Origin of the sequence: Pseudactinotalea sp. HY158 (assembly GCF_009660225.1) — a bacterium.
Classification (GTDB): Bacteria; Actinomycetota; Actinomycetes; order Actinomycetales; family Beutenbergiaceae; genus HY158.
Map to the genome: position 1 here is coordinate 1143530 of NZ_CP045920.1, position 13276 is coordinate 1156805.

At 72.0% G+C, this 13276-nt stretch carries 13 protein-coding genes; 11 read left to right on the top strand and 2 right to left on the bottom strand.

Features of this window, described 5'->3' with window-relative positions:
* Nucleotides 1-29: 29 nt before the first annotated feature.
* The 8 genes from GCE65_RS05065 (at nt 30) to GCE65_RS05100 (ending at nt 7987) form a co-directional block, all read left to right on the top strand.
* The gene (locus tag GCE65_RS05065) at nt 30-836 is read left to right on the top strand and encodes a TIM barrel protein (RefSeq protein ID WP_228760185.1); all 807 of its coding nucleotides are present in this window, start codon (nt 30-32) and stop codon (nt 834-836) included.
* Between the two features lie 24 nt (nt 837-860).
* Nucleotides 861-1742 (top strand): 2-hydroxy-3-oxopropionate reductase, encoded by an 882-nt coding sequence (locus GCE65_RS05070; protein WP_153877618.1) that lies wholly within the window; start codon nt 861-863, stop codon nt 1740-1742.
* An 84-nt stretch (nt 1743-1826) separates the two neighbouring features.
* Nucleotides 1827-3605 (top strand): glyoxylate carboligase, encoded by a 1779-nt coding sequence (gcl, locus tag GCE65_RS05075; RefSeq protein ID WP_153877619.1) that lies wholly within the window; start codon nt 1827-1829, stop codon nt 3603-3605.
* A gap of 4 nt (nt 3606-3609) precedes the next feature.
* Complete coding sequence (locus GCE65_RS05080) at nt 3610-4770, top strand: glycerate kinase (RefSeq protein ID WP_153877620.1); 1161 nt, start codon at nt 3610-3612, stop codon at nt 4768-4770.
* Entirely contained in the window at nt 4767-6101 is a 1335-nt protein-coding gene (allB, locus tag GCE65_RS05085) for an allantoinase AllB (protein WP_152909571.1), read from the top strand. Before GCE65_RS05080 ends, allB begins: the two co-directional genes overlap by 4 nt.
* Nucleotides 6098-6913, top strand: coding sequence for a bifunctional allantoicase/(S)-ureidoglycine aminohydrolase (locus tag GCE65_RS05090; protein WP_153877621.1), 816 nt, complete (start codon nt 6098-6100; stop codon nt 6911-6913). The genes allB and GCE65_RS05090 overlap by 4 nt, the downstream gene beginning before the upstream one ends.
* Before the next feature lie 174 nt (nt 6914-7087).
* On the top strand, nt 7088-7471 hold the full coding sequence (locus tag GCE65_RS05095; protein WP_153877622.1) for a hypothetical protein: 384 nt from the start codon (nt 7088-7090) through the stop codon (nt 7469-7471).
* Nucleotides 7472-7987 (top strand): hypothetical protein, encoded by a 516-nt coding sequence (locus GCE65_RS05100; protein WP_153877623.1) that lies wholly within the window; start codon nt 7472-7474, stop codon nt 7985-7987.
* On the opposite strand, the gene GCE65_RS05105 is transcribed toward GCE65_RS05100, so the two are convergent.
* On the bottom strand, nt 7966-8838 hold the full coding sequence (locus GCE65_RS05105) for a MurR/RpiR family transcriptional regulator (protein WP_152909574.1): 873 nt from the start codon (nt 8836-8838) through the stop codon (nt 7966-7968). The genes GCE65_RS05100 and GCE65_RS05105 overlap by 22 nt on opposite strands.
* A gap of 151 nt (nt 8839-8989) precedes the next feature.
* On the opposite strand from GCE65_RS05105, the gene GCE65_RS05110 reads away from it, so the two are divergent.
* Both GCE65_RS05110 and murQ read left to right on the top strand, forming a co-directional pair.
* Complete coding sequence (locus GCE65_RS05110; RefSeq protein ID WP_153877624.1) at nt 8990-9910, top strand: N-acetylglucosamine kinase; 921 nt, start codon at nt 8990-8992, stop codon at nt 9908-9910.
* A complete protein-coding gene (gene murQ / locus GCE65_RS05115; protein WP_194928830.1) occupies nt 9903-10856 on the top strand; it encodes an N-acetylmuramic acid 6-phosphate etherase in 954 nt (317 codons plus the stop codon). The genes GCE65_RS05110 and murQ overlap by 8 nt, the downstream gene beginning before the upstream one ends.
* Nucleotides 10857-10859: 3 nt before the next feature.
* On the opposite strand, the gene GCE65_RS05120 is transcribed toward murQ, so the two are convergent.
* Entirely contained in the window at nt 10860-11384 is a 525-nt protein-coding gene (locus GCE65_RS05120; RefSeq protein WP_152909576.1) for an aromatic ring-opening dioxygenase LigA, read from the bottom strand.
* A gap of 189 nt (nt 11385-11573) precedes the next feature.
* Between GCE65_RS05120 and ilvD the strand changes: the two genes are divergently transcribed.
* Nucleotides 11574-13271 (top strand): dihydroxy-acid dehydratase, encoded by a 1698-nt coding sequence (ilvD, locus tag GCE65_RS05125; protein WP_152909577.1) that lies wholly within the window; start codon nt 11574-11576, stop codon nt 13269-13271.
* Nucleotides 13272-13276 lie beyond the last annotated feature (5 nt).

Consider the following 13276-nt stretch of genomic DNA (forward strand, 5'->3'; position numbering starts at 1 on the left):
AGCCGACCCGAGGAGAACGTGTGACTGCGATCCGCTACAGCGTGAACTGTTCCATCTTGTTGACCGACCTTCCCCTGGCCGAACGGCCGGCCGCGGCCAAGGCCGCGGGCTTCGACGGGGTGGAGTTCTGGTGGCCGTTCGCCACCTCGACGCCGGCACAGGACGAGGTGGATGCGTTCGTGCGCACGATCACCGACGCCGGCGTGCAGCTGACGGGCCTGAACTTCAACGCGGGGAACATGCCCGGCGGCGATCGCGGCCTCGTCTCCTGGCCCGCCCGCTCCGGCGAGTTCCGCGACAACCTCGACGTGGTCACCCGGATCGGCGAGGCCACCGGCTGCACGGGCTTCAACGCCCTCTACGGCAACCGCGTCGAGGACTCCACGCCCGCGGCCCAGGACGACCTCGCCGCCGAGAACCTCGCCCTGGCCGCCCGCGCCGTCGCCCGGATCGGGGGCACCGTGCTCGTCGAACCCGTCTCGGGCACCCCGGCGTACCCGCTCAAGACCGCCGCGGACGCGATCGCCGCGATCGACCGCGCGGGCGAGGAGAACATCGGCCTCCTGTTCGACGTGTTCCACCTGAGCGTCAACGGCGACGACGTCGACGCCGCGCGGGCCGCCTACGCCGACCGCATCGCCCACGTGCAGATCGCCGACGCCCCCGGCCGCGACCAGCCGGGAACCGGCGACCTGCCCATCGCGCGCTGGGTCGAGGACCTCGCCGCGGGCGGTTACGACGGCTGGATCGGGCTCGAGTACAAGCCCGCCACCGAGCAGTCCGCCGCCGACCCCTTCGCCTGGCTTCCCCGAGCCCGACGCTCCGCCTCCAACTGACCGACTGACCGAAAGGACTCCGCCATGACCAACATCGCCTTCATCGGCCTCGGCATCATGGGTGCCCCGATGGCCCTCAACCTGCAGAACGCCGGCTTCTCCGTCACCGGCCACAACCGCACCCCGCGCTACGACGACCTCGTCGCCGCCGGGGGCGCGGGCGCCGATACGGCCGCGGCGGCCGTCGCCGACGCCGACGTCATCGCCATCATGGTGCCCGACTCGGCCGACGTGGCCGGCGTGCTCCGCGACGAGACGGACGGCGTCTTCGACCACGCGAAGCCCGGCGCGCTCATCATCGACTTCTCCTCGATCCGCCCGGACGTGGCCCAGGAACTCGCCGCCGAGGCGACCGAGCGCGGCTTCCGGATGATCGACGCGCCCGTGTCCGGCGGCGAGCCCGGGGCGATCAACGCCCTGCTCTCGATCATGGTCGGCGGGGACGCGGCGGACTTCGCCGAGGCCCAGCCGGTCTTCGACGCCGTGGGCAAGACGATCGTGCACGTCGGTCCCGCCGGCTCCGGCCAGACGGTCAAGGCGGCGAACCAGCTCATCGTGGCCACGAACATCCAGGCGCTGAGCGAGGCCGTCGTGTTCCTCGAGGCCTACGGCGTGGACATGCCCGCGGCCGTCCAGGTGCTCGGCGGCGGCCTGGCCGGCTCGGCCGTGCTCAACCAGAAGGCGCAGAAGATCCTCGACCGCGACTTCGCCCCGGGCTTCCGCATCGACCTGCACCACAAGGACATGGGCATCGTCACCTCGGCCGCCCGCGAGGCGGGCGTGAGCGTGCCGGTCGGAGCGCTCATCGCCCAGCTCATGGGCGCCGCCCGGGCCATGGGCGACGGCGGGCTCGACCACTCGGGCCTGTTCCGCACGACCCAGCGGCTCTCGGGCCGCGAGGACTGAGCCGACGATCACCCCGGAGGGCGCGCTGCGCCGTCCCCACGACCAGCGGCCCACGGCCGCGAGAATCTGAGAAGGAGGCCCGATATGGCACGGATGCGTGCGGTGGATGCCGCAGTGGCCATTTTGGCGAAGGAAGGCGCGACGCAGGCGTTCGGTCTGCCCGGCGCGGCGATCAACCCGTTGTATTCCGCGATGAAGGACCATGGCGGAATCCGGCACGTGCTCGCCCGGCACGTCGAGGCGGCCTCGCACATGGCCGACGGCTATTCGCGGACGACGCCGGGCAACATCGGCGTGTGCATCGGCACGTCGGGCCCGGCGGGCACCGACATGATCACCGGCCTGTACGCGGCGGCGGCGGACTCGATCCCGATGCTGTGCATCACGGGCCAGGCGCCTGTGGCCAAGCTCGACAAGGAGGACTTCCAGGCGGTCGACATCGCCTCGATCGCCGCTCCGGTGACGAAGATGGCCAAGACCGTGCTCGAGGCGGGCCAGGTGCCGCAGGTCTTCGCCCAGGCCTTCCACCTCATGCGTTCCGGCCGACCGGGGCCGGTGCTCATCGATCTGCCGATCGACGTGCAGCTGACCGAGATCGAGTTCGACATCGACACCTACGAGCCGTTGCCGGTGTACAAGCCGGCCGCGACCCGGGCCCAGGCCGACAAGGCGATCGACATGCTGCTCGCCTCCGAGCGGCCGGTGATCATCGCCGGCGGCGGGATCCTCAACTCGGCGGCCGAGGAGAAGCTCGTCGCCTTCGCCGAGCTCGTGGGCGTGCCGGTCATCCCCACCCTCATGGGCTGGGGCGTCATCCCCGACGACCATGAGCTCATGGTCGGGATGGTCGGCCTGCAGACCGCGCACCGCTACGGCAACGCGACCCTGCTCGAATCGGACTTCGTGTTCGGGATCGGCAACCGGTGGGCGAACCGCCACACCGGCAACGTCGAGTCCTACCGGCGGGGCCGCACCTTCATCCACGTCGACGTCGAGCCCACCCAGATCGGGCGCGTGTTCGCCCCCGACTTCGGCATCAGCTCCGATGCCGGGGCGGCCCTCAATCAGTTCATCGCCGTCGCCACCGAGCGCAAGGCGGCGGGCACGCTTCCGGACTACTCCGGGTGGGTGGCCGACTGCGTCGAGCGCAAGCGCACGATGCTGCGCAAGACGCACTTCACCGAGGTTCCGATCAAGCCGCAGCGGGTGTACGAGGAGATGAACAAGGCGTTCGGCCGCAGCACCCGCTACGTGACCACGATCGGGCTCTCGCAGATCGCCGGCGGGCAGTTCCTGCACGTGTACGAGCCGCGGCGCTGGATCAACGCGGGCCAGGCCGGCCCGCTCGGCTGGACCGGCCCGGCCGCGCTCGGGGTCGCCACCGCGGCCCCCGAGGAGCAGGTCGTGGCGCTCAGCGGCGACTACGACTTCCAGTTCATGATCGAGGAGCTCGCGGTGGGGGCCCAGCACAACATCCCCTACGTGCACGTCGTGGTGAACAACTCCTACCTCGGCCTCATCCGCCAGTCGCAGCGCGCGTTCGACATGGACTATCACGTGCAGCTCGGCTTCGAGAACCTCAACTCCCCGCAGACCGAGGGCTACGGCGTCGACCACGTCAAGGTCGCCGAGGGCCTCGGCTGCAAGGCGATCCGCGTGACCGACCCGGAGGACCTGCTCGAGTCGTTCTCGAAGGCCGAGGCCATGGCCGCGGAGTTCCGGGTGCCGGTGGTGGTCGAGGTCATCCTCGAGCGGGTGACCAACATCGCGATGGGCGCGGCCGAGCTCGACGGCGTGAACGAGTTCGAGGCGCTGGCGATCTCCCCCGACGACGCCCCCACCGCGCTCGCTCTGCTTGACTAGTGCCATGACAACCGTGGTCATCGCCCCCGACAAGTTCAAGGGTTCACTCACCGCGGCGCAGGTGGCCGATCACCTCGCCCGGGGAATCGAGGCGGCGCTCGCAGCGGACGGTGGCGCCGCCGTCGAGATCCGATCGGTGCCGATGGCCGACGGCGGCGAGGGAACGGTCGACGCCGCCCTCGCCGCCGGGTTCACCCCCGTGACCCTCGAGGTGACCGGCCCGCTCGGAACCCGCGTGCGGGCCGACTACGCCCTCGACGAGGGATCCGGGACGGCCGTGGTCGAGATGGCGCTCGCCTCCGGGCTCGCCATGACCGGCGCCACCGACGCCCACGCCCGCGCCGCCACCTCCCGCGGCACCGGGGAGCTCGTTGCCCACGCCCTCGACGCCGGCGCCCGCCGGATCGTCCTCGGCGTCGGCGGCAGCGCCTCCACCGACGGGGGCGCGGGGATGATCGCCGCCCTGGGCGCGCGCCTGCTCGGCGCCACGGGCGAGGAGATCGAGGACGGCGGTGCGGCGCTCGCCTCGCTCGCGAGCGTCGACCTGGCCGGGCTGCACCCCCGTATCGGCGAGGTGGAGTTCGTGCTCGCCGCGGACGTCGACAACCCGCTGCTGGGGCCGGCCGGCGCCGCGGCGGTCTACGGACCGCAGAAGGGGGCGGGCCCGGCCACCGTGGCCGAGCTCGACGAGGCCCTCGCCCGGTGGGCCCGGGTTCTCGCCGGGGCCGGCCTCGAGGGCGCGGAGCGCGGGATCGACCTGCCCGGTGCCGGGGCCGCCGGCGGGGTCGGCTACGCCGCCCTCGCCGTCCTCGGCGCCCACCGCGAGTCCGGCATCGACGTCGTGCTCGAGCTGACCGGCTTCGCCGCGAAGGTGGCCGGAGCGGCCCTCGTGATCACAGGCGAGGGCAGCCTGGACGAGCAGTCCCTCTCGGGCAAGACGCCCGTGGGGGTGGCCCGGGCGGCGACCGCGGCGGGCGCGATCACCGTGGCGGTGGCCGGACGCTCGACCCTGACGGAGGAGCAGCTGCGGGCGGCGGGCATCGCCGGCAGGTACGCACTGCTCGACATCGAACCCGATCCGGAGGTCTGCATGCGTGAGGCCGGCCGGCTGTTGGAACTCTTGGGTCGCCGGGTGGCGGCCGATCATCTCGAGGAGGAATCATGACGTATGACCGGGTCATCCGCGGTGAGCGGGTCCTGAGCGCCGCGGGATTCAGGCCACGGGAGGTGGCCGTCACCGCCGGCAAGATCGTGGCGACGGCGCCGCTCGGCACGGGCCTCGAGGCGGACGACATCATCGAACTCGCCGCCGACGAGGTACTCATCCCGGGGCTCGTGGACACCCACGTCCACGTGAACGAACCGGGTCGCACCGACTGGGAGGGCTTCGACTCCGCCACCCGGGCCGCGGCCAGGGGCGGGATCACGACGATCATCGACATGCCCCTCAACTCCATCCCGCCGACGACCAGCGTGGCCGGCCTCGAGGCGAAGGTCGCCGCGACCGAGGGCAAGCGGCACGTGCACGTCGGCTTCTGGGGCGGGGCCGTGCCGGGGAACACCGCCGACCTGCGTCCGCTGCACGAGGCGGGCGTCGTGGGCGTCAAGTGCTTCATGCAGCCCTCCGGCGTGGACGAGTTCCCGCCCCTGAGCCTCGACGAACTCGAGGCCGATCTGCGGGAGCTGGCCACGTTCGACGGGCAGATGATCGTGCACGCCGAGGACGAGCGCACGCTCGACGCGGCGCCTGCGGCCAGCGGCGACGCCTACGACGGCTACCTCGCCTCCCGCCCCCGCAGCGCGGAGAACCTGGCGATCGCCGAGGTGATCGCGCGGGCCAAGTGGGCGGGGGCGAAGGCGCACATCGTGCACGTCTCCTCCTCGGACGCGCTGCCGATGATCGCCTCCGCGAAGCGCGACGGGGTCCGCATCACGGCCGAGACCTGCCCCCACTACCTCACGCTGTCCTCGGCGCAGGTTCCCGACGGGAACACGGCGTTCAAGTGCGCGCCGCCGATCCGCGAGTCCGCCAACCAGGACGCGCTCTGGCAGGGCCTGCTCGACGGCACGATCGACATCATCGTCACGGATCACTCCCCCTCGACCCTCGAGCTGAAGAACCTGGACACCGGCGACTTCGGCACGGCCTGGGGCGGCATCGCCTCCATCCAGGTGAGCCTGCCCGCGATCTGGACCGCGGCGAAGGCCCGCGGCATCTCGCTCGAGCAGGTGATCGGCTGGATGTCCACCCGCACCGCCGCGTTCGCGCAGCTGCCGACCAAGGGCGCGATCGACATCGGCCTCGACGCCGACCTGGCGATCTTCGCGCCCGAGGCGACCTTCGTCGTCCATGCGGATCAGCTCGAGCACAAGAACCCCATCACCCCCTACGACGGCAAGACGCTCTCGGGCGTCGTGCGCCGCACGCTGCTGGCCGGGGCAGACATCGACTTCGACGCACCGGCCGGCGAACTGATCTGGAGAGGACAGGCATGACCTACCACGTTCCCCAGGGCGGACTGCCGCCCCAGACGGCGCTGACCACGGACCGCGCCGTCTTCACCGAGGCGTACGCCGTGCTGCCCGCGCGTACGATGAGCGACATCACCGCCAGCCTCCTGCCGCACTGGGACGACACCCGGCTGTGGGTGCTCGCCCGGCCCCTGAGCGGCTTCGCGGAGACCTTCGCGCAGTACCTCGTCGAGGTCGCCCCCGGCGGCGGCAGCGACCGGCCCGAGCCGGACGCCGGTGCCGAGGGCGTGCTCTTCGTCGTCGGCGGCGAGGTGGAGCTGACGCTCGACGGCACGGCCCACACGCTCGGCTCGGGAGGATACGCGTTCCTCGCGCCCGGCGCGGAGTGGAGCCTGCGCAACCACACGGACGCCGTCGCGAGCTTCCACTGGATCCGCAAGGCGTACGAGCAGGTCGACGGGATCGAGGTGCCGGCCTCGTTCGTCACGAACGCGGCCGACGTCGAGCCGGTCGAGATGGCGGGTACCGACGGCGCTTGGCGCACCCGGCGGTTCGTGAACCCGAGCGACCTGCGCCACGACATGCACGTGAACATCGTCACGCTCTCGCCGGGGGCGTCGATCACGTTCCCCGAGACCCACGTGATGGAGCACGGCCTGTTCGTGCTCGAGGGCAAGGCGGTCTACCTGCTCAACAAGGACTGGGTCGAGGTGGAGGCCGGCGACTTCATGTGGCTGCGCGCCTACTGCCCGCAGGCCGCCTATGCCGGCGGGCCCGGCCCCTTCAGCTACCTGCTCTACAAGGACGTGAACCGGCACGTGGGGCTGACGATCTAGGTTCGTGACCGGTCCTACCAGTCCGGCGAGCTGTCGCTAAGACGCGCGCAGCGACGTCTCACTGGTCGATCACCATCCCACCCACCGATCTGCGACAGAGCCCCGGGCGTCAGGCTCCGATTGATCGAGATAGCGTCGATCGTGTCAATCGAGAAGTGAAGGAGCTGGTGGCACATGTGGAAATTTTCATTGATCAGGGCGTGTGTGGTCGCTCTGGCATTTCTTGGAATGTCGACGGCCGCGCAGGCGGTGCCGAGCCCCGAACTCGTGCTCGGGTCGGATGCGTCGGCTGAAGGTCACGAGGTCGCGCCATATGGCCTGGTGAATATGGGAGATTGGTTCAAGTCCAAGGCGTCGTGCGAAGCCAGAGGACGCTACCTTCAGCGGAATCCTCCGCCGCTGGTCCACTATGACTGGTTCATTTGCGTTCAGAATCCAGATGGTAGGTGGAGCTTGCTGATGAATAATCCGAATATCGGGTGCTTCGTCGTAGCGCCCGTCGAAGGGTCGTTGACGACCGGGCGAATCGTGGCGCCCGCCGCACCCCTGGATTGCTGAATGAGTACCCTCCGCGACCACTCGATCGAGATTGGCCGGCCGGTGCAGGTGATCGGGATTCTCGACGGTGACGGGGGCCTGGCCCCGCTCGGCCCGACCCCGGCGGGGTCGCCTGTGCCGTTCGCAATGCGCACGCGCCTGCACCTGCCCGGCGTGAGCGCGGTGGGCGGACCGTTCCTCGTGCGGGGAGTCTGGGACGGGGTGACGATCTCGGCGGCGTCGACGGCGCCGGTCCCGGGCGCCGGTTGGCTCGGCACTGAACAGGTGCAGCCGGGCCGAGGGGGAGAGACTCCCGGCACCTGGAGCGACGAGGACTGCGAGCGCGCCAGTGCGGCCGTGCCCGAGGAGCACCTGATCGGGATCGGGCGGCGGTCCGATCCCAGGGGCCGGCCCGTGGTCATCGCCGAGTTCGTGCTCGCCTCGGCGCGGGCGATCGCCTGGCAGGAGTCGTGCCCGCCCGGGGTCGTCGATGCGGTCGCGTGGATCCGCCCGGTTCAGGAGCCGCCCGGCCCCTGAGTCTGCCCGCGGGTCGCCTCCCGGGTGCTGCGCAGCGCCGCCACGGTCTGGCCGTAGCGGCGCTGCGCCACGCCCGCGAAGAGGCAGTCGACGACCGCGAGCTGGGCCATCCGGCTGACCATCGCCGCGGCCCGGAACGGGGTCTCGCGCACGGCGGTGTAGAGGCAGTGGTCGGCGAGTTCGGTGATCGCGGCGCCGCGGCTCGAGGTCACCCCCGCGGTCGTGGCCCCGGCCTCGTGCGCGGCCGTGAGGAAGCGCAGGGTCTCGGCCGTCTCCCCGAGGTTGGAGAACCCGACCGCGACGGTGCGGTCCGGGGCGAGGACGGCGATCGCGAGGGCCTCGTGGGAGTCGCTCGGCACGAACGCGTTGCGGCCGATCCGCAGGAGCTTGTGGCCGAGGTCCTGGGCCACGAGCTGGCTCGCGCCGACGCCGTAGAGGAGGATGCGATCCGCGGCGTCGAGGGCGTCGACGACGCGATCGAGCACCTCGTAGTCGAGCGTGTCGATCGTCTCCTGGATCGCGAGGATCTCGAGCAGGCTGATCTTGGCGGCCAGTTCGGGCAGCGTGTCGCGCTCGGAGATCTCCCCGCCGTAGCCGGCGCGCCCGGCGTACTGGGCGGACTCCTTGCCCAGCTCCTGGGCGAGGCCGACGCGCAGCTCGGCATAGCCGGAGAAGCCGATGGCGCGGCAGAAGCGCACGACCGAGGCCACCGACGTGCTGCAGGCCTCGGCCAGCTCGGTGATCGTGGAGGTGAGCGCGAGGCTCGGATCCTCCTGCAGCGCCGCGGCGACCCGCGCCAGCGACGGCGAGAGCCGCGGAGCCTTCGCTTCGATCTCGGCCTGGATGCTCATCCGGCCATCCTAGGCCCGCGGGTTCGCCGTGGTCGGGGAATCTCGGGGCGATGTAAATGAGTTTCGAGTGAGGCGGATTATTGTAGGGTCTTTACTGACCCTCGGGCCCGCCGGGGGTGGCCCTCGTCCTGATCGGAGACGGTGACAGACCATGACCCCAACGGTGCTCGCCGTCGACCTGGGCAAGACCCGGTGCCGGCTGCTGCTCACCCCGACCGGAGCGAGACCGGTGGGGACGACGGTGGACGGCGACCTCGGGATCGCCGCCCCCGGGGCGTCGGCGCGGATCGCCGACCTCATCGTGAGCGCCTACGAGGGTCTGCGCGAGGTCGCGGCGCCGACGGCCGTCTCGGTCGGGGCCGCCGGGGTGCTCGCCGCACCCGAGTCGGGCAGCGACCTCGCCCGTGCGCTCGCGGGCCGCTTCCGGTGCCCCGTGGCCGTCGCCTCGGACGCGATCACGGCCCACCTCGGCGCCTTCGGCGGCGGACCGGGGGTCGTGCTCATCGCCGGCACCGGCGCGACCGCGGTCGGCGTCGCGGCGACGGGGCGGGTGCGGGTGGTCGACGGCGCCGGACCGGAGATCGGCGACCTGGGATCCGGCGGCTGGCTCGGCCGGCAGGGGGCCATGGCCGCGGTGCGCGCGGCCCAGGGAGCCGCCCCGCCGACCGCGGTGACCGAGCTCGTGGCGGCGGCCATCCCCGGCGGATTGCCCGCCCTGCCCCGCTGGTCGATGGGAGGCGAGGGCGACAGTCCCGCCCGGCGGCTCGCCACGTTCGCCCCGCTCGTGCTCGCCGCCGCCGAGGACGGCGACCGGACGGCGATCGGGCTCGTCGACCTCGCCGTCGGCCACCTGAGCGCCTCGGCCCGGGCGGCGGCACCGGACGAGCCCGGCTGCCCGGTCGCCGTCGTCGGGGGAGTGGCCGACGCCCCCTGGTTCGCTGCCCGCCTCGAAGCCGGCCTGCGCGATTCCGGCCTGACGCCCCGGCCCCCGGCCGGAACCGCGCTCGACGGCGCCCTGCTCGCCGCATCCCACACGACCCTTCCCCACGAGAGGCGGATCCACCGTGCCTGACCACCCAGCCGCACCCGACCGGTTCGAACACCTCATCGGCGACCTCGCCGCCCTGACCACGGAGTCCCGCGCGGACCGGGGGGAGCTCGCCACGCGGGCGACGGGCGAGCTCGTGGCGGAGATGATCGACGACGGCCGGGGCATCCCGGACGCGCTCGCGGCGGCGAGCGGCCCGATCGCCGCCGCCGTCGACGCGATCAGTGAGCGGATGGCCCGCGGCGGGCGACTCGTCTACCTCGGTGCGGGCACGGCCGGGCGGATGGGGGTGCTCGACGCGAGCGAGATCCCGCCGACCTTCGGTACGGACCCGGGCGTCGTCGTCGGGCTCATCGCCGGCGGCGATACGGCGATCCGCTCGGCCGTCGAGGACGCCGAGGACGACGTCACCGCGGCCCCGCGCACCCTGACCGACCTCGGGGTCGGGGCCGACGACGCGGTGGTGGGGCTGTCGGCCTCGGGGCGGACGCCGTACGTCGTGGCGGGCCTGACCGCTGCCCGCGCGGCCGGCGCGCTGACGGTCGCAGTGGCCTCGAACGCCGGCTCCGCGACCGGCGCGGCCGCCGACATCGCGATCGAGGTGGTCACGGGGCCGGAGTTCATCGGAGGCTCGACCCGTCTCAAGGCGGGCACGGCCCAGAAGCTCGTGCTCAACATGCTCTCGACCCTGGTCATGGTGCGCCTCGGCAAGACCTACGAGGGGGTCATGGTCGACCTGCAGGCCACGAACGAGAAGCTGCGCGCCCGGTCCGTGCGCACCGTGGCCGCCGTGACGGGCGTCGACAACGACCGGGCCGCCCGGGCCCTCGCGGGCTCGGACGGCTCGGTCAAGCGGGCGATCCTGTGTCTGCTCGCGGGGGTGGACGACGCGGCCGCCCGCCGCCTCCTGGACGAGGCCGGCGGGCACCTGGAGCGGGCGCTGACGCCGGGCCGGGCCGGCGCCGAATGAGGCTCAGGCGAGCTGGCGCGCGGCCAGATCCTGCGCCTGGGCCGCGCGGGCGTCGTTCATGAGGGCGAGCCTGCGGATCGCGAGCCCGGAGAGCGCGAGCACGACGCCGATGCCGATGACGAGCACGGCCACCCCGAACGCCACGACCGAGGTGTACAGCGACGCCCGCAGGAACGAGGCGTTCATGACCGTGGCGCGCTGGGCCTGCAGCTCCGCCTCCTCGGCGGAGCCCTCCTCGGCCTGACCGATCAACTCGCCGAGCTCGGAGTACGTGCGCCCGTCGGTCGAGGCGAGGGCGTGGACGTTGATGACGTCGGCCTGGGCGTAGGCCGTGAACGGGCCGGCGACCGTGCGCCCCGCGAGGAGGGACGCATCCTCGGACACGGTGATGTGCTGGTCCGCGAGCTGGCCGGAGACCATGACGTAGGTGCCGACGCCGGCGAGGATGAACAGGATCCCGGCGACGAACGAGGTGATGCCGACGACGGGCACGAATGTGCGGGGGCTGGGGGCTGCGGTGGAGCTCATCTGACGCCTCCTGGGTGAGGGGACCTGAACCGAGGTCTGTGCGGTACCGATGCCCACCCGGCGGGTGGTGGCACCAGCCTCCCCGCCGGCATCCGGCACAGCTCGGGCCACAGGTCCCAGGATCGGGCCCATGGTCCCGGTCGAGGCTGGTGGTGCTCGTCACTCGCGCGGGAGTTCTAGACTGCCGACATGACCTCAACTCCCGATATCAAACCTCGTTCACGCGTGGTGACCGACGGGATCGAGGCGACTGCATCCCGCGGCATGTTGCGCGCGGTCGGACTCGGCGATGACGACTTCGCCAAGCCCCAGATCGGCATCGCCAGTTCCTGGAACGAGATCACCCCCTGCAACCTCTCCCTCGACCGGCTCGCCCAGGGCTCGAAGGAGGGCGTGTTCACCGGCGGGGGGTACCCGCTCGAGTTCGGCACGATCTCCGTCTCCGACGGCATCTCCATGGGACACGAGGGCATGCACTACTCGCTCGTCTCCCGGGAGGTCATCGCCGACTCGGTCGAGACCGTCATGATGGCCGAGCGCCTCGACGGCTCCGTGCTGCTCGCGGGCTGCGACAAGTCCCTGCCCGGGATGCTCATGGCCGCCGCCCGGCTCGACCTCGCGAGCGTCTTCCTCTACGCCGGATCGATCATGCCCGGCTGGGTCAAGCTCGAGGACGGCACCGAGAAGGAGGTGACGATCATCGACGCGTTCGAGGCGGTCGGCGCCTGCTCCCGCGGCCTCATGAGCGAGGCCGACGTCGACAGGATCGAGCGGGCCATCTGCCCCGGTGAGGGCGCCTGCGGCGGCATGTACACCGCGAACACGATGGCCTCGGTCGCCGAGGCGATGGGCATGTCGCTGCCGGGCAGCGCCGCGCCGCCGTCGGCCGACCGCCGCCGCGACTCCTACGCGCGCGACTCGGGTGAGGCGGTCGTCAACCTGCTGCGGCTGGGCATCACCGCCCGCCAGATCATGACCAAAGAGGCGTTCGAGAACGCGATCGCCGTCGTCATGGCGTTCGGCGGCTCGACGAACGCGGTCCTGCACCTGCTGGCCATCGCGCGCGAGGCCGAGGTCGACCTGACGTTGGCCGACTTCGACCGGGTCGCGAGCCGGGTGCCCCACCTGGGCGACCTCAAGCCGTTCGGGCGGTACGTCATGAACGACGTCGACCGCATCGGCGGCGTCCCGGTGGTCATGAAGGCGCTCCTCGACGCCGGACTGCTGCACGGGGACTGCCTCACGGTGACCGGCAAGACCGTCGCCGAGAACCTCGCCCACATCGACCCGCCCGACCCCGACGGGCAGATCCTGCGTGCCCTCGACAACCCGATCCACCACAGCGGCGGGATCACGATCCTGCGCGGCTCGCTCGCCCTCGACGGCGCCGTGGTCAAGTCCGCGGGCTTCGACACCGACGTGTTCACCGGCACGGCCCGGGTCTTCGACCGGGAGCGGGCGGCGATGGACGCGCTCGAGGACGGCACGATCACCGACGGCGACGTCGTGGTCATCCGCTACGAGGGCCCCAAGGGCGGCCCCGGCATGCGGGAGATGCTCGCGATCACCGGCGCCATCAAGGGCGCCGGCCTCGGCAAGAGCGTGCTCCTGCTCACCGACGGCCGGTTCTCCGGCGGCACGACCGGCCTGTGCGTCGGGCACGTCGCCCCGGAGGCGGTCGACGGCGGCCCGATCGCCTTCGTCCGCGACGGCGATCAGATCCGCCTCGACGTGGCGAACAAGACCCTCGACCTGCTCGTGGACGACGCCGAGCTCGCCTCCCGCCGCGAGGGCTGGGAGCCGCTGCCGCCGAAGTTCACCTCCGGCGTGCTCGGCAAGTACGTCAAGCTCGTCGGCTCCGCCTCCGACGGGGCCGTGCTCACCTGAGGGTG